This is a genomic window from Kitasatospora sp. NPDC093550 (assembly GCF_044764985.1).
Classification (GTDB): Bacteria; Actinomycetota; Actinomycetes; order Streptomycetales; family Streptomycetaceae; genus Kitasatospora.
Genome location: NZ_JBIWJF010000013.1, coordinates 178,030 through 200,815 on the forward strand (window position 1 = coordinate 178,030; position 22,786 = coordinate 200,815).

Genomic DNA, 22,786 nt, shown 5'->3' on the forward strand with positions numbered 1-22,786 from the left:
ATGAACAGTCGGTAAGTTTCGAAAACCGGACATTTGAGACATAGCCAGACAGGTACCAAACGGACAGTCGTCATGCATGACGAACCGTCGTGTCCGCTCAGCGGACACCCGGGTGTGATGAGCGTTATTCGGTTAATAGCGGCCCCGGCAACTTGGAGTAGTTGAAAAAGTTCGCCCCCCTCTCCATTGGAAAGGGGGGCGAATCATTCCGGCCAATGGCCGTTCAGCGCGTCCGGATCACGCCTTCTTGGCGCGCGAGGCAGTGCGTCCGCGGTCCTTCTGGTCCAGGACGACCTTACGGATGCGAACCGTCTCCGGGGTCACCTCGATGCACTCGTCCTCGCGGCAGAACTCCAGCGACTGCTCCAGCGAGAGCTTGCGCGGCGGGACGATCGACTCGGCCACGTCGGCGGTCGAGGACCGCATGTTGGTGAGCTTCTTCTCCTTGGTGATGTTGACGTCCATGTCGTCGGAGCGGGAGTTCTCACCGACGATCATGCCCTCGTACACCTCGGTGCCCGGCTCGCAGAAGAGCACGCCGCGCTCCTGCAGGTTGGTCATCGCGAAGGCGGTCACCACGCCGGCCCGGTCGGCGACCAGGGAGCCGTTGTTGCGGGTGGTCAGCTGGCCGAACCACGGCTCGTGGCCCTCGTGGATCGAGTGGGCGATGCCGGTGCCGCGGGTGTTGGTGAGGAACTCGGTGCGGAAGCCGATCAGGCCGCGGGACGGCACGACGAACTCCATCCGGACCCAGCCCGAGCCGTGGTTGGACATGTTGTCCATCCGGCCCTTGCGGACGCCCATGAGCTGCGTGACGGCGCCCATGTGCTCCTCGGGGACGTCCACGGTGAGCCGCTCGACCGGCTCGTGGACCTTGCCGTTGACCTCCTTGGTGACCACCTGCGGCTTGCCGACGGTCAGCTCGAAGCCCTCGCGGCGCATGGTCTCGATCAGGATGGCCAGCGCCAGCTCACCGCGGCCCTGCACCTCCCAGGCGTCCGGGCGCTCGGTGTCCAGCACGCGCAGCGAGACGTTGCCGATCAGCTCGCGGTCCAGGCGGTCCTTCACCTGGCGGGCGGTGACCTTGCGGTCGACCTTGACGCCGGACTTGGCGTCCGCGCCCTTGCCGCTGCCGCCCCGGCCGACCAGCGGCGAGGTGTTGGTGCCGATGGTCATCGAGATGGCCGGCTCGTCCACCGTGATCAGCGGCAGCGCGATCGGGTTCTCGGGGTCGGCCAGGGTCTCGCCGATCATGATGTCGGAGATGCCGGCGACGGCGCAGATGTCACCGGGGCCCGCCACCTCGGCCGGCTTGCGGGTGAGCGCCTCGGTCATCAGCAGCTCGGAGATGCGGACGTTCTGGATCGAGCCGTCGCGCTTGATCCAGGCCACGGTCTGGCCCTTGCGCAGCTCGCCCTGCTCGATGCGGAGCAGCGCGATGCGGCCGAGGAAGTTGTCGGCGTCCAGGTTGGTGACGTGGGCCTGGAGCGGGGCGTCCTCGTCGTAGCTCGGGGCCGGGACGTGCTCCAGCAGGGTGGAGAAGAACGGCTCCAGGTTGGTGCTGTCCGCCGGGACGGTGCCGTTCTCCGGCTTGGTCAGCGAGGCGACGCCGTCACGGGCACAGGCGTAGACGATCGGGAACTCGATCTGCTCCTCGTCCGCGTCCAGGTCCAGGAACAGGTCGTAGGTCTCGTTGATGACCTCGTCGATCCGGGAGTCCGGGCGGTCCGTCTTGTTGATGCAGAGGATGACGGGCAGGCGCTGGGAGAGCGCCTTGCGCAGCACGAAGCGGGTCTGCGGCAGCGGGCCCTCGGAGGCGTCGACCAGCAGGACGACCGCGTCCACCATCGACAGACCGCGCTCGACCTCGCCACCGAAGTCGGCGTGGCCCGGGGTGTCGATGATGTTGATGGTGATCGGCGCGCCACCGTCCTTCGGGTGGTACTTGACCGCGGTGTTCTTCGCGAGAATGGTGATGCCCTTCTCGCGCTCCAGGTCGTTCGAGTCCATCATGCGGTCGTCGAGCTGCTGGTGGGCGGCGAAGGCGCCGGCCTGCTTCAGCATGGCGTCGACCAGGGTGGTCTTGCCGTGGTCGACGTGGGCGACGATGGCGACGTTACGGATGTCGTTGCGCGTGGGCATGCCTTGCGGATTCTCCCGGAATCGTGGGTTGCGGCGCCCGGCTGCGTGACGCGCACTTGCGATCCCTGTCGATCGCCGCCGCCCGTTCCGCCTGCTACTACCGGTCCACCCGCCGGGCAATGGACATGCCTCGGCTTCCTCCTATCGTACGGGGAAGCGCCCAGATGGGCGGAAACGAGCAGGTCGGGCGGGACCAAGATCACAGCTGTGTCACGTGCCGTTCGCCCCGCGTCCGCCCTACGGCAGCCCTTGGGAACCCCCGATCCGGCCCAGGTCCTGGAAGCGGGGCCAGGCGAAGCCGAAGGCTCCCGCGCCGGCCACGTCGTCGCGGACGGCGACCAGCTCGGGCCGCTGGTAGAGCGGCACCGAGTGGCCGAGTTGCCAGATCCGTACGTCGGCCTCCTGCAGCAGGTCCAGTCGGGCCGCCGGGTCCAGTTCGGCGGACGCCCGGTCGAAGAGCCGGTCGATCTCCTCGGTGCCGCTGCGGCCGTAGTTGGTGCCGGCGTCGAGTGCGCCGTCGGGGCCGGGCCGGGGCTTGGCGTAGGCGGGGCGCTGCTCGCTCGCGGGGCTGGTACCGGCCGGCCAGGAGAACAGCGCGAGGTCGTAGTCCCCGACGGCCAGGTGGTCCTTGACGAAGGTCTCGGCGGGCGCGGTCACCGGCTTCAGCGCGATCCCGGACTCCCCCAGGTCGGCGGTGAGCGCGTCGGCGGTGCGCCTGGCGGTCGCCGAACCGGCCGGGACGAGCAGGGTGAGGACGAGCTCCTTCCCGTTCTTCGTCCGGGTGCCCCGGCCGCCGGGCCGCTTCCAGCCCGCCCCGTCCAGCAGCCGGGCGGCGTCCGTGGGACCGGCCGCCGCGCTGTTGTCCCGGTAGCCCTCCTGGTCCCCGGCGAGCAGGTGGCTGCCGAGTGGCGCGGCGGGCAGACCGAGGGGGGCGAGCGCGGCCTCGGCGATCCGCCGCCGGTCGACGGCCCGGCCGAGGGCGCGCCGGACGGCCTGGTCGGTGAGCGGCCCGCGGGCGGCGTTGACGGTGAGCTGGGTCAGCGAGGCCGCGGCCGCCCGGTGCACGGTGACGCCGGGCAGCGAGTCGGCCCGCCGCAGCGCCGTCGCCGCCGCCTCGGGCGCGGCCGCGGGCGGGGCCGCTGCCGGGGTGGCGGCGGTGGGGGCGGGCGGCGCCGCCCGGTCCACCGCCGCGGTGAGCGGGGCGACGTCCAGCCGGTCCTGGTCGAGCGCGTCCAGCCGCTGCCCGGGCGGCACGGCGAGGAACTCGATCCGCTCGGCCTTCGGCCGGTCGCCCCACCAGAGCGGATTGCGCGCCAGGGTGACCCGCCCGCCCTCGGGGTCGTACCGGGAGACGGTGTACGGCCCGGCACCGGGGTGGCCGACGCCGGTCAGCGCCCGCTGGAAGACGTCCGGCCGCCCGGTCTCGGCCGCCGGGTAGAGCGGTCCGAACAGCGAGCGCCATTCGGCGTACGGCCGGCGGAAGACGACCCGCACCTCGTGCGGATCGGCGCCCTGGGCGACCGAGTCGACGGCGTCGTACCCGGCCGGGTGCCCGCCCCGGTAGGCCGGGTCGAGGCCGGACAGGGCGGCCCGCTGGGCGGCGAGGTCCGCGGCGGTCAGCGGGGTGCCGTCGCTCCAGACGGCGTGCGGGTTCAGGTGGTAGGTGACGACCTGCGGCTGCTGCCCGGGCGGGGTGGACTCGGCGTCGGCCAGGTAGTCCGGGTCGGGCACCAGCCGGCCGTGCTCGTCGGGGCGGAACAGCGAGGGGTAGAGCGCGTGGGCGAGCAGCGCCGAGTCGGCGGTCGCCCCGTCCTGGTAGACGTTCAGCGTGGCCGGGACGCCGTCCACCGCCCAGCGCAGCGTGCCGCCGTCCCGGACGGCGGTGCGGTCGGCCGACCGGACGTCCCCGGTGGTCGTGGTGGGGTCGGCCGAGGCCGGCACCGGGGCGGGGGCGCGGACGGGGGCGGGGTCGTCGGAGCAGCCGCCGAGACCGGCGGCGAGCAGCAGCGCGGCGGCTGCGGCGGTGAGCTGGCGGGCGCGCATGGCGGCCATCGAACGCCGCCGCCGCGGCCCGGTCCGCACCGACACGGCGGGCCGGGGGCGACTGCACCCTTACGGCCCAACCCTCGCGGTCGGCCCGCCGAGGCCGCTACAGCGCCAGCTCGAACCAGACGATCTTGCCCTTCGGCGTGCGCCGGCTGCCCCAGCGCTCGGCCAGCAGGCTGACCAGCTGCAGTCCGCGCCCGCCCTCGTCGGTCTCCTGGGCGCGCCGCTGCCGGGGCTGCGCGTAGCCGTCGTCCCAGACCTCGCAGACCAGGCCGCGCTCGCGCAGCAGCCGCAGCCGGATCTCGCCGCGTCCGTGCTTGAGCGCGTTGGTGACCAGCTCGCTGACCAGCAGCTCGGTGGTGTCGACCAGCTCCTCCAGCCCCCGGGCCAGCAGCCAGCTGCAGGCCTTCTCGCGGGCCTTGGCGACGGAGGTGGGCTCGGGCGGCAGGAACCACTGGCCGACGGCGTCCTCGGGGAACGCGTGCACCTTGGCCATCAGCAGGGCGATGTCGTCCTCGCCGTGGTGCGGGTTGAGCTCGCCGAGCACGTGGTCGCAGAGGTCCTCCAGGGCCTTGCCCCCGGCGGACAGCGCGGTGCGGAAGGCCCGCAGGCCCTCGTCCAGCTGGTGCTTGCGGCTCTCCACCAGGCCGTCGGTGTAGAGGCCGAGCACGGCGCCGTCCGGGAGGTCCACCTCGACCTCCTCGAAGGGCTCGCCGCCGACGCCGAGCGGCAGCCCGGGCGGCACGTCGAGCATCCGGGCGCCCTCGCCGGGGCTGAGCAGGACGGGCGGGAGGTGGCCGGCGTTGGCGATCCAGCAGCGACGGGTGACGGCGTCGTAGACCGCGTAGACGCAGGTCGCCAGGTAGACCTCGCGGGCCTCCTCGTCGGCCGTCGAGGTGAGCCGCCCGTACGGGGTGGGCGGGCCGACCGGCACCGAGTCGTCGCCGAGGCCGCGGGCGATCTCGTCCAGGGCGGTGAGCACCTCGCCGGGCTCCAGGTCGAGCATGGCCAGGGTGCGGACGGCGGTGCGCAGCTGGCCCATGGCGACGGCGGCGCGCAGGCCGCGGCCCATCACGTCGCCGATGACCAGCGCGGTGCGGTTGCCGGGCAGCGGGATGACGTCGAACCAGTCGCCGCCGACCTCGGTGTTGTTGTTGCTGGGCAGGTAGCGGCAGGCGATCTCCAGGCCGCTGGCGGCCGGGTTGCCCGGGGGCAGCAGGCTGCGCTGGAGGATCAGCGCCCGCTCGTGCTCGCGGCGGTAGAGCCGGGCGTTGTCGATGCAGACGGCGGCGCGGGCGACGAGTTCCTCGGCGATCGCGACGTCGCGGGCGTCGAAGGGCTCGCTGCCGATCGCCCGGGAGAGCTGGACGAGGCCGAGCACCTGGTCGCGGGCGACCAGCGGGACGATCAGGGTGGAGCGCAGCAGCGGGTCGGGCCCGGGCTCCGGGATGACGCTGCGGCCGGTGCGCAGCGCCCGGGCGTGCGGGGAGCGGCGCGGGTAACAGAGGGTGCCGCCGGCCTCGGCGATGGGCAGGCCGGTGACCGAGCCGAGCACCGAGGAGGCGCCGCCGACCACGCTGGAGACGGCGACCCGGCGCAGTTCGCCGCTGCCGTCGGTGAGCACGGTGTCGCCGAGCCGGCCGGCGCTGGGGACGGTCTCGCCGGACAGCAGCGCGGTGTAGAGGTCGACGGTGGCGAGGTCGCAGAACGGCGGGACGACGACGTCCAGCAGTTCCTTGGCGGTGGTCTCCAGGTCGAGCGTGGAGCCGATGTGCGCGCTGGCCTCGTTGAGCAGGGCGAGGTTGCGGCGCACGCCGTCCGCCTCGCGCTCGGCGACGTGCCGGCTGGTGACGTCGGAGACCTGCCCGGCCACGCCCATCGGCTGTCCGGCGGCACCGTTGAGGCGGTACAGCGAGACGGCCCAGAGCCGGTTGCCCTCGCGGGTCGGGACGGCGCCGTGGAAGCGGAGGTCGAAGACGGGCTCGCCGGTGGCGAGGACCTTGCGCAGGGCGGCGGTGAGCCGGTCGGCCTCGGACGGCGGGAAGAGGTCGTGCGGGGTGAGGCCTTCGAGGTCGGTGGGGACGAGGCCCATGCCGGAGGCGAAGGCGTCGTTGACCCGCTGCAGGCGCAGCCGGTCGTCGAACAGCACGAAGCCGGTGGGGGTCTGCCCGAAGACGGCCTCGGAGGCGGCGAGGTCGGTCTCGATCCGGCGCAGCCGCCCGAGGTCGACGGCCAGGCAGGTGGCGCCCGCGGTGGGCAGGGCGCTGTCGGGCATCAGGTAGAGCTCGGCGAGGCCCTCGCCGCCGCCGGCCTCCCGGTAGGGGGTGGTGCCGACCCACTCCTCGCCGGCCAGGGTGCGCTCCAGCCGAGCGCGGCCGCGCTGCCAGAGCTCGCGGGGGACGAAGGTGGCGATCGGGTCGGCGCCGACGGCCTCGGCGGCGGGGATGCCGAAGAACTCCGCGGCGCGGTCGCTCCACTGGCTGATCCGGCCGTCGGGGCCGATCGCGAAGGTGGCGACCCGGATGTAGTCGTAGATCGATCCCGGATCGCCGGCGCCCCACGGTTGGGACTCGGTGAGGGGGTGGGCACCGCGGCTCGTGGCGCCGCCGGCCGGCGGGTCCGCCGGTACGGGCAGGTGCGACGAGCCGGCCTGCCCGGGTACAGCGGCATGACCGCTGCTGCTCGGCGCGTTCCGCGCCGGAGTGCTGTTCAACGGACCGACCCCTCCAACCCGCGACCGTCCGGATGTCGAGAAGACCGAGTATTCATCATCGAGGGGTTCGTTCACACGCCCTCAACATCACAACATCAGATCGGGCGAAGGTTTTTGTCCTACCGCCCGCGCCACCACAATGCCACGCTCGCGCCCCCTGCCGGAGCGCGCGCTCCCCCCGGGCCCCCGATGGCATATGCGGCACCGCTCTCCTGGTGTTCCGTCCCGGCTCGATCGCGTCACGACTCGCCGGGCTCATTACCCGGCAGCGCCTGCTCGAACCAGACCACCTTGCCGATGCCCTCGGCCCGGGCGCCCCAGTGCAGCGCCAGCCGGCGGACCAGCTCCAGGCCCCGGCCGCCCTCGTCGGCCTCGGCGGCGTGCCGCTCCCGGGGCGGGTCGGGCAGCGGGTCGGAGATCTCGACCAGCAGCGTCTCACCGAGAGTCAGCCGCACCCCGATGGGGGCGCTGGCGTACCGGACGGCGTTCGTGACCAGCTCGCTGACCAGCAGCTCGGCGGTGTCGGTGAGCGCCTCGACGCCCCACTCGGCGAGCGTGGAGCGGACCAGCCGACGCGCCCGGGAGACGGCGGTGGGCTCGGCGGGCAGGGTCCAGCCGGCCGTCGGGGTGCCGGCCTGGCCGTGGCCGAGCCGGGCGAGCAGCAGCGCGACGTCGTCCGGCTCGCGGCCCTGCTCCATGGTGTCGAGCACCGCCTCGCAGGCGGCCTGGATGGACGCGTACGGCTCCTGGAGCACGGTGATCAGCCGACCGAGGCCGACGTCCAGGTCCTTGTCCCGGGACTCCACCAGGCCGTCGGTGCACAGCGCGAGCAGGCTGCCCTCGGGGATCTTCAGTTCGACCGACTCGAACGGAACGCCGCCCACGCCGAGCGGGGCGCCGGAGGGCAGGTCGAGGATCCGGCCGGCGCCACCGGGCAGCGGGCCGCCGGTGCGGGTCGGCTCCTCGGTCTCCTGGCCGGGCACCACCAGCACCGGCGGGATGTGCCCGGCCTTGGCGACGGTCAGCCGCGCCGTTCCCGGATCGAAGACCGCGTAGACGCAGGTGGCGAGCAGCGCCTCGTCCGGGCCCTGGGCGAGGTCGTCGGCCAGTTCGTGGACGTGCCGCAGCAGGACGTCCGGCGGCAGGTCCAGGGCGGCCAGCACCCGGACGGCGGTGCGCAGCCGGCCCATGGTGGCGGCGGCCCGCAGGCCGTGGCCCATCACGTCGCCGACCACCAGCGCGGTGCGGTCGCCGGGCAGCGGGATGACGTCGAACCAGTCGCCGCCGACCTCGGTGCCGCTGCTGCCGGGCACGTACCGGTAGGCGACCTCGACGCCGGTGGGCTGCGGGACCTGCTGCGGGAGCAGGGTGCGCTGGAGGGTGAGCGCGGCGGTGCGCTCGCGGGCGTACAGCCGGGCGTTGTCCAGCGAGCTGCCGGCCCGGTCGGCGAGCTCGACGGTGAAGGCCAGGTCGTCCCGGTCGAAGGCCTCGCGGTAGCCGGCCCGGCTGACCAGCAGCAGGCCGATCACGATGCCGCGGGCGCGCAGCGGGACGGCGAGCATCGAGTGCACGCCGAGGTCCCGGGCGGCCTGCATCTTCGGGTCGCCGGGGTAGGTGACGTCGTCGAGCTGCTCGGCGCCGGAGAGCAGCTCGGGCACGCCGGTGCGCAGCACCCGGCCGCAGGCGGAGTCCTCGGCGAAGGTGATCCGGGCGCCGCGGCGCAGCATCACGTCGACCTCGGGACCGTCCTGGACGGAGGCGGTGCCGAGCTGGAGCAGCGAGGTCCGCCGGTCGTGGCCGTGCCGGGGCAGGTCGTCACCGTGCGCGACGGCCTGCAGCAGGATCACCGCCGAGTGGTCGGTCAGCCGGGGGACCACCGAGCTGGCGAGTTCCTGCGCGATCCGGGAGGCGTCCAGCAGGTCACCGACCCGGGAGCCGAACTCGTTGAGCAGCGAGAGCCGGCGCCGGGCGTGCTCGACCTTGGCGACCGCCCGGTAACGCTCGGTCACGTCCATCACGGTGCCGGAGATGCCCAGCACCCGGCCGGAGCGGTCGGTCATCCGGCTGTAGGAGATCGAGCGGTACCCGGCCCGGGTGGTGACCGGGGAGGCCAGCGTGACGTCGATGACCGGCTCGCCGGTGGCCAGCACCTGGCGCTGGATGGCGGTGATCTCGTCGGCGGCCCGCTCGGGCAGGGTCTCGCCGGTGGTGCGTCCGACGTGGTCCTCCAGGGCGACGCCGTTCATCTCGGCGAGGGTCTGGTTGACCGCGGTGTAGCGCAGGTCGGTGTCCAGGATGGCGATGCCCAGCGGGGACTGCTCGAACAGCGCGTCCCGCACCGCGAGGTCGCGTTCGACGGCCCCCACGGCGGCCGACTCCGCCATGCTGACCTGCAGGAACGGGGTGCCGTCACCGTCCACCAGGAGCGAGATCCGGGCCTCCACGGCGATCGGCACGCCCTGCCGGTCGCGCAGCTCCGCGTAGCCGGCCCAGCGGCCGTGCCGCAGGGTGTCCTGGATCGCGCCGCGGATCCGGGCGACCTGCTCCTGGTCGGGGATCAGCTCCTCGATCCGGCGGCCGACGAGCAGCTCGTTGGGCCAGCCGAGCAGCTCCTCCGCGGCGGGGCTCCAGAGCACCACCCGGCCCGCGGTGTCGAGGATCGCGATGGCCACCTTGAGCATGTCGAGCAGGCTGCCCTCGGACGGCACGCCGGGACCGTTCGGGGGGTCACCGGGCCCGCCGGGGAAGGGCCGGCCGGGGCGGCTGCGCAGGCCGGAGCGGTCGCCCGGCTCGGGGAGCGCGAGGGTGGGCGCCGGCCGGGCGGGCCGCTCGGCGTCGGGGGCGGCGAGGGTGCCGCGGCGGCGGCCGGCCCGCGGCTGGGGGGCGGTCGGACGGGCGGCGCGGCGCAGTCGGGCGCGCGCGGAGGCGCCGCCCGCGGTTCCTGTCCGCCGCTCTCCCCCGCCGCCGTTCCCGGTACTCGACACCGAGGGGGCCTCCGGCTCTGGTCGGGATCGGCGTCGCCGGCTGGGGCGGCTCACCGATGGTGACGAATGGTGCCGAAAAGTGACATACCCAGCAGAACCCAGGCTATCCCGGCCGCCGGGTCGTCTTGTCCGATTGACCTACCCGGCGGACAGCGCGTCGCCCACCGCTCCCGGAGCGGCGAGCAGCCGGGCGACGTAGGGCAGCACGTCGCGGTCGTGGTCGATCCAGTCGACGGCGTCCAGCTCGTCCGGGCCCAGCCAGCGCAGCGCGTCGTGGTCCTGCAGCGCGCGCGGCTCGCCGGCCAGCAGTTCGGCCGCCCAGAAGCGCAACTCCAGGCCGGGGCGCACGGCCCACGCGCCGGGCAGCCGGGCGAGTGCCCGCGCCCTGACGCCGAGCTCCTCCAGCAGTTCGCGCTCCAGCGCCTGCGCCTCGGTCTCACCGGGCTCGGCCTTCCCGCCGGGGAACTCCCACCGGCCGGCCACCGCCTCGGGCGCGCTGCGCCGGGCGGCGAGCACCCGGCCGTCGTGCACCAGCGCGCCACCGACCACGATCCGGGGCCCGACGGGGTGGTCCGCGGGCCGGTCGGCGGGGCGTGCGGCGGGTGTGGCGTCCATGGCCCCGACCCTACGGCCTCAGGCGTTGCGGAGGGTGGCGTCCCCGCTCCCGGCCTCCCCAGTGGGCTCGCCGGCGGCCTCCGCGGCGCCGGCCTCCTCGACCCAGTAGAGCTGTTTGTGGCCGCGGGCCTCGAACTCGGCGGCCAGCCGCCGCGCCTCGGCGCCGTCCAGGCCCTTGGCGACCAGGAAGCGGTTGCCGTTGTCGTCCTGCCGCATCACCCGATAGGTGCCCATGGCGGGAGGCTATCCGCCGTTCCCCGCCCGAGGGGCGCGCAGGGCGGATGCCCTCGTGCCCCCGGCTCGCGTGGGGGTCGGGCCGGGGGGCACGACCCGCGACGCTACGCGCCGTTCGCTACCGACAGGTACGGTCCTTGTTAACGGCCGGTAACCGGGGGCGCGAGGGCTCAGACCCGCAGGTCGGGCGCCTGCTCGCCGGTGGACAGGCCGAGCGATCGGCGGATGTCCACGGTCAGCGGGACGGTCTTGGCCACCTGCGCCCGCGCCCGGCGGATGTCGCCCGCCACGTCGTTGCCCGTGGCGGCGGCGTCCCAGGCGGCGGCCGCCTGGGACTGGGCCTCGGCCAGCTTGCCGATCTTCGGCAGGACGTCGGTCGGCCAGTCCGCGGCCGGCGAGCCGAGCGCGAGGGCCTCGGCGCGTGAGGCGGCGGCCACCCGGCGGGCCCAGGCGCGGTGATCCGCCTCCGCGGCGGAGACGTCCTTCTTCGGCTGGTCCAGGTACACGTCGTTGAAGCCCCGGACCGCCTGCAGGTAGGCCAGCTGGGGCGCGGTCAGACTGCCCCGGTCGGTGCGGACCGTGCCCCGGTGCTGGTCGTCGCGGTCCTCGAAGGCGCAGGTGACGTACCGTTCGCCGGCCGCCCAGTTCCGCGCGGTCGGGTAGAGGTAGACGTCGTCCATGCCGTCCGGGACGGCCCACTGGTCGAGCGCGTAGTCGTCCAGCACCGTGCGGCACAGCCGGGCGGCCGACTCGCGGACCGCGCTCTCGCCGGGGTACGGACCGTTGCCCGTGGGGAGCGCGGCGGTACCGGCCACCTCGCCGTGGTGCGGTTCGGCGCAGGCCACCCGGTGGACCCAGGACACGGTCTCGTCGCCGGCCCCGTCGCTCGCCGCTCCCCCGTCGGGGGAGCGGTAGCAGTCGCCGGCCTTGAGGTCGGACCAGTGGACGGAGCCGGCCGGGGCCTTCGGGCTCTGGGCGAAGCGGCCGTCGCGCGCGGAGCTGAGGTCCCCCGCCCCCAGCAGCAGCGAGAGCAGCACGGTGCCGATCGCGCCGAGCACCACGCCGGTCACCGCCATGGCGTGGCCCTGCTCCTTGCGGCGCTTGATCTGGACCAGCGCCACGATGCCCAGCACCAGGGCCACGGGTGCCACCAGGACCAGGCCGGTCACCAGGGCGGCGACCGCGAAGCCGTTGGTGGATGTCGGAGCGAAGAGCTGCGGGTACGGGTGGCCGGGCGGGAAGCCGGGCTGCGTCCCGGGGTGGAGGCCCGGGTGGGGGCCGGGCTGGAAACCGGACTGGGCGGAGGGCGTGACGGAGGCCCAGCCGCCGGCGGGCAGCGGGTGCGGCGGCGGGGGCGGGGCGGCCGACGGCAGCGGGACGGCCTGCGGGTGCGGGGCCGACACGGCGGCGGCCGGGGCGGGGGCGGCCGGGGCGGGGGCGGCCCAGGGATCGGGCGCCGCCCAGGGATCGGCGGGGGCCGCGGGGGTGGGCGGCTGCGCCGCGTCCGCGGGCGGGGCGGGCTCGGCGGACGGGGCGGGCTCGGCGTCCGCCGGGGCGGCGGCCGGCTCGTCGGCCCGCCGGCCGAAGTCCACCCGCGGATCCTGTCCCGCCGCCGGGGCCGCCGCGGCCGCCCCACTGTCCGCCCCCGCGTCCGAGCCGGTCCGCGCGGGCGGCTCCGACGCCGGGGCGGGCAGCTCGGACTCAGGCTCGGACACGTGGACTCCCCCTCCCGCCGGGGCGGGCATCGGCTCGGCGTTCGGCACCATGGCTCGGACCCGAACGGGCCCGGATGTGAACGGTCGCGCGACTTTACCCGATCATTCCGACACCGGCCCGGCCCGCCCGGGCCCCGCCCGACCGCTCAGCCGCGGGCCAGGATCTCGCCGTGCAGCATCGAGAACCAGCCGTCCCCGGCGGCGCTCCACTCGCGCCAGCCGGCCGCGATCCGCTCCACCTCCTCCTGCTCCGCGTAGCCCCGCTCGACCAGCGTCCGGCCCAGCGCCGTCCCGGCCACCCGGTCCGCCCACATCCCGCCCCACCAGGCGCGCTGCTCGGGCGTCGCGTACGTCCAGGTGCCGGCGCTCGCGGTGACCTCGGCGAAGCCGGCCGCGCGGGCCCAGGACAGCAGCCGGCGCCCGGCGTCCGGCTCGCCGCCGTTGGCCCGGGCGGCCCGCCGGTACAGCTCCAGCCACCGGTCCAGGGCGGGCACCTCGGGGAACCAGGTCATCGAGGCGTAGTCGACGTCCCGTACCGCGACCACGCCGCCCGGCGCCGTCACCCGCCGCATCTCGCGCAGCGCGGCCACCGGGTCGGCCACGTGCTGCAGCACCTGGTGGGCGTGCACCACGTCGAACTCGCCGTCCCGGTAAGGCAGTCGGTGCACATCGGCGCACTCGAGGACCACCTCGGCCGCGCCGCGCCCGGCCAGGTACCGGGCGGCCTGCTCCAGCACCTCGGCCGAGGTGTCCACGGCCACCACCCGCCCGCCCGGGCCGACCAGCTCGGCCAGGTCGGCGGTGATCGTGCCGGGCCCGCAGCCGATGTCCAACAGGGCCGCCCCCGGGCGCAGTTCGGGCAGCAGGTAGGCCGCCGAGTCGGCGGCGGTACGGGAGCGGTGCGAGCGCAGCACGGCCTCCTGGTGGCCGTGGGTGTAGACGGCGGAAGGCTGCGGTCCGGACATGGGGTCCCCCTGGGAGTGGTCGGCGTTCCGTTCTCCTCGACACCCCCGACGCTACTCGTCGTCCCGCATGTCGAGAAGTTCCGTCTCATATTCCGATCGGGGATCGCCCGGGCGGCACCCACCGGCCGTACCGTGGAGCCGCCCCCGACAGAACGGTCCCCGCCCATGCCCGGCCAGCGCCCCTTCGTCCTGCTGAGTGCCGCCGTCTCGCTCGACGGCCACCTCGACGACGCCTCCCCCGACCGGCTGCTGCTCTCCAACGCCGCGGACTTCGACCGGGTGGATGAGGAGCGCGCGGCCGCCGACGCGATCCTGGTCGGCGGCAACACCCTGCGCGCCGACAACCCGCGCCTGCTGGTCAACGACCCCGCGCGCCGGGCCGCCCGGCTGGCGGCCGGCCGGCCCGAGCACCCGCTGAAGGTGGCGCTCAGCGCGAGCGGCGACCTCGACGCCGGGCTGCGGTTCTGGCACACCGGCGGCGCCAAGCTCGTCTACACCACGGACGCCGGCGCGACGGCGCTGCGCCCCCGGCTGGACGGCCTGGCCGAGGTGGTCGCGCTCGGCGGCGCGGTGGACCTCGGCGCGGTGCTGGACGACCTGGGCGCCCGCGGCGTGCGCCGGCTGATGGTCGAGGGCGGCGGGGGCGTGCACACCCAGTTCCTGGCCCGGGGCCTCGCGGACGAGCTGCAGCTGGCCGTCGCCCCGCTGCTGGTCGGCCAGGCCGGGGCGCCCCGGTTCGTCCGCCCGGCCGCCTTCCCCGGCGGCCCGGCCCGGCGGATGCGACTGCTGGAGGCACGTACCGTGGGCGACGTCGTCCTGCTCAGGTACGCCCCGAAGGAGCCCGCGCCGTGAACCGCCCCGCGACCACCGACCTCGACCACCTGCGCCGGGCCGTCGAGCTCTCCCGCCGCTGCCCGCCCTCCGCGACGGCCTTCTCGGTCGGCGCGGTGATCGTCGGTGCCGACGGCGAGGTGCTGGCGGAGGGCCACAGCCGGGAGACGGACGACCACGACCACGCCGAGGAGGCGGCCCTGGCCAAGCTTCCGGCCGGCGATCCCCGGCTGCGCGGGGCGACCGTCTACAGCTCCCTGGAGCCCTGTGGGCAGCGCGCCTCACGGCCGGCGCCGTGCGCCCGGCTGCTGATCGCGGCGGGCGTGCCGCGGGTGGTGGTCGCCTGGCGCGAGCCGGACCTGTTCGTCACCGACTGCCAGGGCACCGCGCTGCTGGAGGCGGCCGGGGTCGAGGTGGTGGAGCTGCCGGAGCTGGCCGAGGCGGCCCGCGCGGTCAACGCCCATCTGCTCGGCTGATATTTTGTATCCTTGAGAAACAAACAGCTCGACGCCCCGTTCTCCCGAGGAGCCCCCATGCCCGCCGCCCCCGTCCGGCTGACCGCCCGCGCCGTCCTCCTGGACATGGACGGCACCCTGGTGAACTCCGACGCCGTGGTCGAGCGCTGCTGGGGGCGCTGGGCCGTGCGGCAGGGCCTGGACCCGGCCGAGGTGCTGGCCGTCGCCCACGGCCGCCAGGGCCACGCGACCATGGCCGCCCTGCTGCCCGACCGCCCGGTCGAGGTCAACCTCGCCGAGAACGAGCGGATGCTCGCCGAGGAGCGCGCCGACACCGAGGGCGTCGTCCCGGTCCCCGGCGCCGGGGCCTTCCTCGCCTCGCTAACCCGCCTCCCGCACGCCCTGGTCACCTCCGCCGACCAGCCGCTCGCCCGGGTCCGGATGGACGCCGCAGGCCTGCCGCTGCCGCCCGTCCTGATCACCGCCGAGTCCGTCGGCGCCAGCAAGCCGGACCCGGAGGGCTTCCTCAAGGGCGCCGCCGCCCTCGGTTTCGCCCCCGGAGACTGCCTCGCCTTCGAGGACTCCGGCGCGGGCATCGCCGCCGCGAAGGCCGCCGGCGTCCGCGTGGTCGGCATCGGCCCCCGCGCCACCGCGCACCGCCCGGACGCCCACGCCGACACCCTCACCGCCGTCACCGTCACGGCCGCCCCGGACGGCCTGCTCACCGTCACCGTGGGCTGAGCCCACCCGAGCCACCCGCGGAACGCCGGACCGCCCGGCCCCGTACGCACACGGGGCCGGGCGGTCCGGTCGGGTGTCAGCCGTCAGACGTTGAAGCGGAACTCCACCACGTCGCCGTCCTGCATGACGTACTCCTTGCCCTCGATGCGGGCCTTGCCCTTGGAGCGGGCCTCGGCGATGGAGCCGGTCTCGACCAGGTCGGCGAAGGAGATGACCTCGGCCTTGATGAAGCCCTTCTGGAAGTCGGTGTGGATGACACCGGCGGCCTCGGGGGCGGTGGCGCCCTTCTTGATGGTCCAGGCCCGGGTCTCCTTGGGGCCGGCCGTCAGGTAGGTCTGCAGACCGAGGGTGTCGAAGCCGACCCGGGCGAGGGTGGCGAGGCCGGGCTCCTCCTGGCCCATCGACTGGAGGAGTTCGAGGGCCTCGGCGTCGTCCAGCTCGATCAGCTCGGACTCGATCTTGGCGTTGAGGAAGATCGCCTCGGCCGGGGCGACCAGCGCGCGCTGGGCGTTCTTGAAGTCCTCGTCGGCCAGCTCGTCCTCGTCCACGTTGAAGACGTAGAGGAAGGGCTTGGCGGTCAGCAGGTGGAGCTCGCGGATCGGGGCGGTGTCGAAGCCGGCCTCGAAGAGGGTCTTGCCGGTCTCCAGGATCGCCTGCGCGGCCTCGGCGGCGGCCAGCACCGGGGCGGTGTCCTTCTTGAGGCGCGCCTCCTTCTGCAGCCGCGGCAGGACCTTCTCGATGGTCTGGAGGTCGGCCAGGATCAGCTCGGTGTGGATGGTCTCGATGTCGTCCTTGGGCGACACCTTGCCGTCCACGTGCACCACGTCGGGGTCGGTGAAGGCCCGCACGACCTGGCAGATCGCGTCCGACTCGCGGATGTTGGCGAGGAACTTGTTGCCCAGGCCCTCGCCCTCGCTCGCGCCGCGCACGATGCCGGCGATGTCGACGAAGTCGACGGTGGCCGGGAGGATGCGCTGGGAGCCGAAGATCTCGGCGAGCTTGGCCAGCCGCGCGTCCGGGACGCCGACCACGCCGACGTTCGGCTCGATGGTGGCGAACGGGTAGTTGGCCGCCAGCACGTCGTTCTTGGTCAGGGCGTTGAACAGGGTCGACTTGCCGACGTTCGGCAGGCCGACGATTCCGATCGTGAGCGACATGAAGCGCAGTCCCGGGGGCTTGGAGGAGTTGGGTCGGCACCGTACGGGCCGACCCCCAAGTCTACGGGCAGACCCCGCGGGCCCTCACGCCTCGGTCGCGGCCTCCCGGGGCTCCAGGAACTCCAGCCGGTTGCCCAGCGGATCCGCGCTGTGGAAGCGGCGGTGGCCGGGCAGCTCGTCGTCCCAGAGCACCTCGTGGCCGTGCGCGGCGAGGCGGTCGGCGAGCGCGTCGAGCGAGCGCACCAGGATGCCCGGGTGCCCCTTGCGCGCCGGACGGAAGTCGGGCGTCACCCCCAGGTGCACCTCCACGCCGCCGCCGCGGAACCAGCAGCCGCCCCGGGCGGCCAGGACCGGCGGCTTCGCCAGCTCCGTCATGCCGAGCACACCGGACCAGAACGCGCGGCACTCGTCCTCGGCGCCGGCCGGGATGTCGAGCTGGACGTGGTCGAACCGTTCGAAGGTGAAACCTGCCATGCGAAGCCCCCGTGCGACGATCTGATGATCATGTTTCGTCGACTCGGCCGAGCAGGTCAGCCCATCCGAGCGACGATCACATGACTACGCCATCCGGAGACACGGGACAAGACCTGAACGGTCCATTACACAGTGTGGCGATGATCGGACCGTACGTTGGGCGGGTGGAGCAGAGCATCCGAACCCAGCCGCCAGGGCCCAGACGCCGTCCGCCGAACGGCGCGGCCGCAGCCGCCGTCCCCGGTCCAGGCCGGGCTCCCGAGACCGCGGGGCCCGCCCCCGCCTCCCGGCTGCGCCCGGTGGCCGGCCCGTCCGGCGCCGCCCGTCCGCCCGCCCCGCGGCTGCGGCTGCCACTGCGCGGGCGCGCCGACGAACAGCTGTACGGCCGCCGCCGGACCGGCCGGCCGACCCGGCTGACGGCCGTCGGCACGGGCGTGCTCGCCGTGCTGGCCACGCTCGCGGTGGCGGGCGTGGACCGGCTGCTCTTCGACGACCTGGGCTGGCTGTTCGGCCTCGGCTACCTGGTGGTCTGCTTCCAGCTGGCCGTCCGGGTCCGCTACGTCGACCTGCTGGCCGCGCCGATCAGCGGGCCGATCGCCTTCGCCCTGGCGCTGCTGCTGCTCGCGCCGGTCGCCTCCTCGGGCGTCACCGCCCAGGTGGTCTCGCTGGCGACCGGACTGGCGCTGCGGGCCGGCTGGCTCTTCTCCGGCACCGGGCTCGCCGCGCTGATCGTCCTCGCCCGCTTCATCGCCCAGCGCCGGATCCAGCGCTCCCGCTGATCCGCCCCGGCCCCGCCGGCGAACGGGCCCCACCGGGAGCGGGTCTCAGCCCGCCGCCCGGGCCGCCGCCATGGCCGCCCCCACGATCCCCGCGTCGTTGCGCAGCTCCGCCGGCACCACCCGCGCCTCGCGGACCTTCAGCAGCGGCAGGAACTTCTCGTGCTTGCGGCTCACCCCGCCGCCGATCACGATCAGCTGCGGCGAGAACAGCATCTCCACCAGGTCCAGGTACTCGTCGACCCGCCCTGCCCACTGCTCCCAGTTCAGCCCGTGCCGCTCCTTGGCGGCCGAGGAGGCCCGGCGCTCGGCGTCCTTGCCGCGCAGTTCCAGGTGGCCCAGCTCGGTGTTGGGCACCAGCGCGCCGTCCACGAAGAGCGCGCTGCCGATGCCGGTGCCGAAGGTGAGCACCATGACGACCCCCGGCTGTCTCCGGCCCGCGCCGTGCGTCAGCTCGGCGAGCCCGGCCGCGTCCGCGTCGTTGAGGACGGTCACGGGCAGGTCCAGCGCTTCGCGGAACAGGCCCTCGGCGTCCACCCCGATCCAGCCCTTGTCCACGTTGGCCGCCGTCCTGGTCCGGCCGCCGACCACCACGCCGGGGAAGGTCAGCCCGACCGGGCCCCGGTGGTCGAAGTGGCGGACCACCTCGCGGACGGCGGCGACCACGGCCTCGGGGGCGGACGGCTGCGGGGTGAGCACCTTGTGGCGCTCCTCGGCGAGCACGCCCCGGGCGAGGTCGACCGGCGCGCCCTTGATGCCCGAGCCGCCGATGTCCACGCCGAATACCGCCGTCATCACGTCCACCCTCCTCCGGGGCCGCGCACCGGTCTGTCCACAGCCTGTGCACAAAGCTACGAGAGGGCGCGCGGGCCCGCACAGCAGAAGGCCCGGTACCCCCGCGCGGGGGTACCGGGCCTTCCGGTGTCGTCAGAGCTTGCCCGCCGCCTCGGCGCGCAGGTCACGGCGCAGTTCCTTGGGCAGCGAGAAGGTCAGGTGCTCCTCGGCGGTCTTGACCGTCTCGACCGTGTCGTAACCGCGCGCGGCCAGGAATTCGAGCACGCCGTCCACCAGGACCTCCGGCACCGAGGCGCCGCTGGTCAGGCCGACGGTGGTGACGCCCTCCAGCCACTCCTCCCGGATCTCCTCGGCGAAGTCCACCAGGTGGGCGGCCTTGGCGCCGTACTCCAGGCCCACCTCGACCAGGCGGACCGAGTTGGACGAGTTCTTGGAGCCGACCACGATCAGCAGGTCGGTCTCGGGGGCCAGCTGCTTCACCGCGACCTGGCGGTTCTGGGTCGCGTAGCAGATGTCGTCGCTGGGCGGGCTGACCAGCGCCGGGAAGCGCTTCTTCAGCTCGCCCACGGTGGCCATGGTCTCGTCCACCGACAGGGTGGTCTGGGACAGCCAGACGACCCGGGACTCGTCCCGGACCTTCACGTTGGCGACGTCCTCGGCACCGTCCACCAGGTGGATCCGGTCCGGGGCCTCGCCCATGGTGCCGATGACCTCCTCGTGGCCCTCGTGGCCCACCAGCAGGATGTCGTAGCCCTCGTCGGCGAAGCGCACGGCCTCCTTGTGCACCTTGGTGACCAGCGGGCAGGTGGCGTCGACGGTGGCGAGCTTGCCGGCCCGCGCCTCGTCGTGGACGGACGGGGCGACTCCGTGCGCGGAGAAGACCACGATCGAGCCCTCGGGCACCTCCTCCGTCTCGTCGACGAAGATCGCGCCCTTCTTCTCCAGGGTCTGCACCACGTACTTGTTGTGGACGATCTGCTTGCGGACGTAGATGGGTGCCCCGTACTGCTCCAGGGCCTTCTCCACGGCGATCACGGCGCGGTCGACACCCGCGCAGTAGCCCCGGGGGGCGGCGAGCAGGACACGGCGCGGCGCGGTGTTGGACATGGCTCCATCGTACGGGCGGCTGCGGGTGGCGCCGCCCGCAGCCGCGAGCCGCGCGGATGGCGGACACATTCCATGCCGACCCGGTCGCAGGTGATCGAATGTGGTGCCTATGAGCTCTGTGAGCGAGCGGACGACGCCCGGCGGCCTGCGCCGCAGCCTGGGCGTCCGCGATCTGATGGTCTACGGACTGCTGTTCATCGCCCCGATGGCCCCGGTCGGCGTCTTCGGCGTGCTGGACGCCGAGAGCCACGGCGCCGTCGCCACGGTCTACCTGGTCGCGACCGTCGCGATGGGCTTCACCGCCTTCTCGTACGCCCAGATGGTGCGCGCGGTGCCGCAGACCGGCTCGGTGTTCGCCTACGCGCGGGCCGGGCTGGGCGAGGGGCCCGGGTTCATCGCCGGGTGGATGGCGATGCTCGACTACCTGCTGATCCCCGCGGTGGCGTACCTGTTCGCCGGGATCGCGCTGCACTCGCTGGTGCCGGACGTCTCGCGCTGGGTGTGGACGGCGGTCGCGGTCGTGGTGACCACCGCGCTCAACCTGATCGGGGTGCGGACGGCGGCGGCGGTCGGCTTCGCCGTGCTCGCGATGGAGATCGTGGTCCTGCTGGTGTTCCTGGCGGCGGCCGTGGTGGCCTTGGTCCAGGACGGCGCCCGGCGCGGCTGGGACACCCCGTTCACCGCCGTCGGCGACTTCTCGCTGACCGCGGTGATCTCGGCGGTGTCCGTCGCGGTGCTCTCCTACCTCGGGTTCGACGCGATCGCGACCTTCGTGGAGGAGGCGGTCGGCGCCTCCGCCGCGGTGGCCCGGGCACTGCTCGGATGCCTGGCGCTGGCCGGGGTGCTGTTCGTCGCGCAGACCTACCTGGCGGCGCTGCTGGAGCCGCTCGGGCCGCAGCAGCTGGCCGCCGACCCGGCCGCGCAGGGCTCGGCCTTCTACGACACCGTGGAGAGCGGGATCGGGCACTGGCTGCACGTGCTGGTGGCGGCCGGCAAGGCGATCGGCGCCGCCTTCGCCGCCCTGGCCGGGCAGGCGGCGGCCGGCCGGCTGGTCTACGCGATGGCCCGGGAGGGGCGGCTGCCCCGCGTCCTCGGCTCGGTCGACCCGGGCAGCGCGGTGCCGCGCCGGGCGCTGCTGGCGACCGCGGTGATCACCATGGCGGCGGCCGTCTGGGCGGCGAACCGGGACGACGGGCTGGACCAGCTGACCTCGGTGGTGAACGTGGGCGCGCTGACCGCGTTCGCGCTGCTGCACGCCTCGGTGATCGGCTGGTACGCGGTGCGGCACGGCTCGCGGGACCGGCTGCGGCACGTGGTCGTCCCGCTGCTGGGGATCGCGGTGATCGGCGCGGTGATCCACGAGGCCTCGACCACCGCGCAGCTGGCCGGGCTGGTCTGGCTGGCCGTCGGACTGGTGGTGCTCGGAGTGCAGGGTTCCCCGGGAAGTGTCGGCGGGCGCCGCTAGCCTCGTACGCATGGCCAACACCAGCTCCCCCGAAGCCCCGCTCCCGGTCGGCAAGGTCTCCGCGCTGATCGGCGGCTGGATCGACCGGCTCGGCGCGGTGTGGGTGGAGGGGCAGATCACCCAGCTCAGCCGGCGGCCCGGGGCGGGCGTGGTGTTCCTGACCCTGCGCGACCCGCAGGCCGACGTGTCGCTCACGGTGACGTGCTTCCGCTCGGTGTTCGAGCAGGTCGCGGACGTCGTGCAGGAGGGCTCGCGGGTCGTCGTGCACGCCAAGCCGGAGTGGTACGCGGCGCGCGGGCAGCTGTCGCTGCGTGCCTCGGAGATCCGGCCGGTGGGGCTGGGCGAGCTGCTGGCCCGGCTGGAGCAGCTGAAGCGCCGGCTCGCCGGGGAGGGTCTGTTCGCGGCCGAGCGCAAGAAGCCCCTGCCGTTCCTGCCGCAGTGCGTCGGGCTGGTCACCGGGCGGGGCTCGGCGGCCGAGCGGGACGTGCTGGAGAACGCCCGGCGGCGCTGGCCGGCCGTCCGCTTCGAGGTGCGCAACGTCCCGGTGCAGGGCATCAGCGCGGTGGAGCGGGTGTGTGCGGCGGTGCGGGAGCTGGACGAGCACCCCGAGGTGGACGTGATCGTCGTCGCCCGCGGCGGCGGCAGCGTGGAGGACCTGCTGCCGTTCTCCGACGAGGGGCTGGTGCGGCTGGTCGCGGCCGCCCGGACGCCGGTGGTGAGCGCGATCGGGCACGAACCGGACCAGCCGCTGCTGGACTTCGTCGCCGACCTGCGCGCCTCCACCCCGACCGATGCCGCCAAACGGGTGGTTCCGGACGTCGGCGAGGAGCTGGCCAAGGTCCGTCAGCTGCGCGACCGCGCCCGCCGGCACGTCCTGGGCCGGGTCGAGCGCGAGCAGCACGGGCTGGACGGGCTGCGCAGCCGCCCGGCGCTGGCCGCTCCGCACCGGATGCTGGACGGGCGCGGCCAGGAGGTGGAGGGCCTGCTGGAGCGGGCCCGCCGCACCCTGCGGCACCGGCTGGACCACGCGCAGAGCGACCTCGGGCACACCCTGGCCCGGGTGGTCGCGCTCTCCCCGGCGGCCACCCTGGAGCGCGGCTACGCGGTGCTCCAGCGGGCGGACGGCACGGTGGTGACCGACCCGGCCCAGACCGCGCCCGGCGAGGCCCTGCACGCCCGGGTGGCGGGCGGCGGCTTCGGGGTCACCGTGGCCGAGGAGGGTTAGCCGGGCCGAGGAGGGCCGGCGGGGCCGGCGGTGTCGGTCCCACCCCCTACGCTGGCACCCATGGCAGAGCAGCAGGAGCAGCAGGACGCGGCGGCGCCGACCGCGGACGACGCGCTGGGCTACGAGCACGCCCGGGACGCGCTGCTGGACGTCGTCCGGCAGCTGGAGAACGGCGGGAAATCGCTTGAGGAGTCGCTCGCCCTGTGGGAGCGTGGCGAGCAGCTGGCGAAGGTGTGCCAGCGCTGGCTGGACGGCGCCCGGGCCCGACTGGACGCCGCGCTGGCCGCCGAGGAGGGCGGGGCCCCGCAGGGCGAGTGAGGCGGATCACATTCGCTTGGGGAATCGT

17 protein-coding genes and 1 pseudogene are annotated in these 22,786 nt (G+C 74.5%); 6 read left to right on the forward strand and 12 right to left on the reverse strand.

The genetic code is table 11. The features are described from left to right. Positions 1 to 237: 237 nt before the first annotated feature. The 8 genes from typA to ACIRD3_RS22235 all read right to left on the reverse strand — a co-directional run bounded on the left by typA (position 238) and on the right by ACIRD3_RS22235 (position 13,414). Complete coding sequence (typA, locus tag ACIRD3_RS22200; RefSeq protein ID WP_402219235.1) at positions 238 to 2,142, reverse strand: translational GTPase TypA; 1,905 nt, start codon at positions 2,140 to 2,142, stop codon at positions 238 to 240. Between the two features lie 237 nt (positions 2,143 to 2,379). Beyond that, on the reverse strand, positions 2,380 to 4,185 hold the full coding sequence (locus ACIRD3_RS22205) for an ABC transporter family substrate-binding protein (protein WP_402219238.1): 1,806 nt from the start codon (positions 4,183 to 4,185) through the stop codon (positions 2,380 to 2,382). Between the two features lie 106 nt (positions 4,186 to 4,291). After that, positions 4,292 to 6,901, reverse strand: coding sequence for a SpoIIE family protein phosphatase (locus tag ACIRD3_RS22210; protein ID WP_402219241.1), 2,610 nt, complete (start codon positions 6,899 to 6,901; stop codon positions 4,292 to 4,294). Between the two features lie 239 nt (positions 6,902 to 7,140). Beyond that, positions 7,141 to 9,885 (reverse strand): SpoIIE family protein phosphatase, encoded by a 2,745-nt coding sequence (locus tag ACIRD3_RS22215; protein WP_402219244.1) that lies wholly within the window; start codon positions 9,883 to 9,885, stop codon positions 7,141 to 7,143. A 138-nt stretch (positions 9,886 to 10,023) separates the two neighbouring features. Further along, positions 10,024 to 10,500 (reverse strand): NUDIX domain-containing protein, encoded by a 477-nt coding sequence (locus ACIRD3_RS22220; RefSeq protein WP_402219246.1) that lies wholly within the window; start codon positions 10,498 to 10,500, stop codon positions 10,024 to 10,026. 18 nt (positions 10,501 to 10,518) lie between these two features. Next, positions 10,519 to 10,734 carry an SPOR domain-containing protein gene (locus ACIRD3_RS22225; RefSeq protein ID WP_402219248.1) on the reverse strand — a complete coding sequence of 72 codons (216 nt, stop codon included), beginning with the start codon at positions 10,732 to 10,734 and terminating at the stop codon, positions 10,519 to 10,521. Positions 10,735 to 10,904: 170 nt separating this feature from the next. Then, positions 10,905 to 12,449 (reverse strand): DUF4190 domain-containing protein, encoded by a 1,545-nt coding sequence (locus tag ACIRD3_RS22230; RefSeq protein ID WP_402219251.1) that lies wholly within the window; start codon positions 12,447 to 12,449, stop codon positions 10,905 to 10,907. 146 nt (positions 12,450 to 12,595) lie between these two features. Beyond that, positions 12,596 to 13,414, reverse strand: coding sequence for a methyltransferase domain-containing protein (locus ACIRD3_RS22235; RefSeq protein ID WP_402219253.1), 819 nt, complete (start codon positions 13,412 to 13,414; stop codon positions 12,596 to 12,598). Between the two features lie 165 nt (positions 13,415 to 13,579). On the opposite strand from ACIRD3_RS22235, the pseudogene ACIRD3_RS22240 reads away from it, so the two are divergent. Together ACIRD3_RS22240 and ACIRD3_RS22245 are read left to right on the forward strand one after the other, a co-directional pair. Further along, positions 13,580 to 14,721: pseudogene (locus tag ACIRD3_RS22240) on the forward strand (dihydrofolate reductase family protein). A 57-nt stretch (positions 14,722 to 14,778) separates the two neighbouring features. Further along, positions 14,779 to 15,441, forward strand: coding sequence for an HAD-IA family hydrolase (locus ACIRD3_RS22245; protein ID WP_402219256.1), 663 nt, complete (start codon positions 14,779 to 14,781; stop codon positions 15,439 to 15,441). An 83-nt stretch (positions 15,442 to 15,524) separates the two neighbouring features. Here the strand turns inward: ACIRD3_RS22245 and ychF are convergent, their stop codons facing one another. Both ychF and ACIRD3_RS22255 read right to left on the reverse strand, forming a co-directional pair. Further along, complete coding sequence (gene ychF, locus ACIRD3_RS22250; RefSeq protein ID WP_402219259.1) at positions 15,525 to 16,598, reverse strand: redox-regulated ATPase YchF; 1,074 nt, start codon at positions 16,596 to 16,598, stop codon at positions 15,525 to 15,527. Between the two features lie 84 nt (positions 16,599 to 16,682). Then, entirely contained in the window at positions 16,683 to 17,072 is a 390-nt protein-coding gene (locus ACIRD3_RS22255) for a VOC family protein (protein WP_402219262.1), read from the reverse strand. 164 nt (positions 17,073 to 17,236) lie between these two features. Between ACIRD3_RS22255 and ACIRD3_RS22260 the strand changes: the two genes are divergently transcribed. Then, positions 17,237 to 17,851 carry a DUF6542 domain-containing protein gene (locus ACIRD3_RS22260; RefSeq protein ID WP_402219265.1) on the forward strand — a complete coding sequence of 205 codons (615 nt, stop codon included), beginning with the start codon at positions 17,237 to 17,239 and terminating at the stop codon, positions 17,849 to 17,851. 45 nt (positions 17,852 to 17,896) lie between these two features. On the opposite strand, the gene ppgK is transcribed toward ACIRD3_RS22260, so the two are convergent. Together ppgK and ACIRD3_RS22270 are read right to left on the reverse strand one after the other, a co-directional pair. After that, on the reverse strand, positions 17,897 to 18,643 hold the full coding sequence (gene ppgK, locus ACIRD3_RS22265) for a polyphosphate--glucose phosphotransferase (protein ID WP_402219441.1): 747 nt from the start codon (positions 18,641 to 18,643) through the stop codon (positions 17,897 to 17,899). 132 nt (positions 18,644 to 18,775) lie between these two features. Beyond that, entirely contained in the window at positions 18,776 to 19,750 is a 975-nt protein-coding gene (locus tag ACIRD3_RS22270; protein ID WP_402219267.1) for a 4-hydroxy-3-methylbut-2-enyl diphosphate reductase, read from the reverse strand. A gap of 109 nt (positions 19,751 to 19,859) precedes the next feature. On the opposite strand from ACIRD3_RS22270, the gene ACIRD3_RS22275 reads away from it, so the two are divergent. The 3 genes from ACIRD3_RS22275 to ACIRD3_RS22285 are packed head-to-tail and all read left to right on the forward strand — an operon-like array spanning position 19,860 to position 22,758. After that, positions 19,860 to 21,215, forward strand: coding sequence for an APC family permease (locus ACIRD3_RS22275; protein WP_402219270.1), 1,356 nt, complete (start codon positions 19,860 to 19,862; stop codon positions 21,213 to 21,215). 10 nt (positions 21,216 to 21,225) lie between these two features. After that, on the forward strand, positions 21,226 to 22,440 hold the full coding sequence (gene xseA / locus ACIRD3_RS22280) for an exodeoxyribonuclease VII large subunit (RefSeq protein ID WP_402219272.1): 1,215 nt from the start codon (positions 21,226 to 21,228) through the stop codon (positions 22,438 to 22,440). Between the two features lie 60 nt (positions 22,441 to 22,500). Beyond that, positions 22,501 to 22,758, forward strand: a complete 258-nt coding sequence (locus ACIRD3_RS22285) for an exodeoxyribonuclease VII small subunit (protein ID WP_402219275.1) — start codon at positions 22,501 to 22,503, stop codon at positions 22,756 to 22,758. The last annotated feature ends 28 nt before the right edge of the window (positions 22,759 to 22,786 follow it).

Excerpts from the sequence above, each read along its gene's own strand:
- ACIRD3_RS22285 (WP_402219275.1), top strand. The coding sequence starts at position 22,501 with ATGGCAGAGCAGCAGGAGCAGCAGGACGCGGCGGCGCCGACCGCGGAC.
- ACIRD3_RS22205 (WP_402219238.1), bottom strand. The coding sequence starts at position 4,185 with ATGCGCGCCCGCCAGCTCACCGCCGCAGCCGCCGCGCTGCTGCTCGCC.
- ACIRD3_RS22270 (WP_402219267.1), bottom strand. The coding sequence starts at position 19,750 with ATGTCCAACACCGCGCCGCGCCGTGTCCTGCTCGCCGCCCCCCGGGGC.
- ACIRD3_RS22255 (WP_402219262.1), bottom strand. The coding sequence starts at position 17,072 with ATGGCAGGTTTCACCTTCGAACGGTTCGACCACGTCCAGCTCGACATC.
- ychF (WP_402219259.1), bottom strand. The coding sequence starts at position 16,598 with ATGTCGCTCACGATCGGAATCGTCGGCCTGCCGAACGTCGGCAAGTCG.
- ACIRD3_RS22275 (WP_402219270.1), top strand. The coding sequence starts at position 19,860 with ATGAGCTCTGTGAGCGAGCGGACGACGCCCGGCGGCCTGCGCCGCAGC.
- xseA (WP_402219272.1), top strand. The coding sequence starts at position 21,226 with ATGGCCAACACCAGCTCCCCCGAAGCCCCGCTCCCGGTCGGCAAGGTC.
- ppgK (WP_402219441.1), bottom strand. The coding sequence starts at position 18,643 with ATGACGGCGGTATTCGGCGTGGACATCGGCGGCTCGGGCATCAAGGGC.
- ACIRD3_RS22220 (WP_402219246.1), bottom strand. The coding sequence starts at position 10,500 with ATGGACGCCACACCCGCCGCACGCCCCGCCGACCGGCCCGCGGACCAC.
- ACIRD3_RS22235 (WP_402219253.1), bottom strand. The coding sequence starts at position 13,414 with ATGTCCGGACCGCAGCCTTCCGCCGTCTACACCCACGGCCACCAGGAG.
- ACIRD3_RS22245 (WP_402219256.1), top strand. The coding sequence starts at position 14,779 with ATGCCCGCCGCCCCCGTCCGGCTGACCGCCCGCGCCGTCCTCCTGGAC.
- typA (WP_402219235.1), bottom strand. The coding sequence starts at position 2,142 with ATGCCCACGCGCAACGACATCCGTAACGTCGCCATCGTCGCCCACGTC.
- ACIRD3_RS22225 (WP_402219248.1), bottom strand. The coding sequence starts at position 10,734 with ATGGGCACCTATCGGGTGATGCGGCAGGACGACAACGGCAACCGCTTC.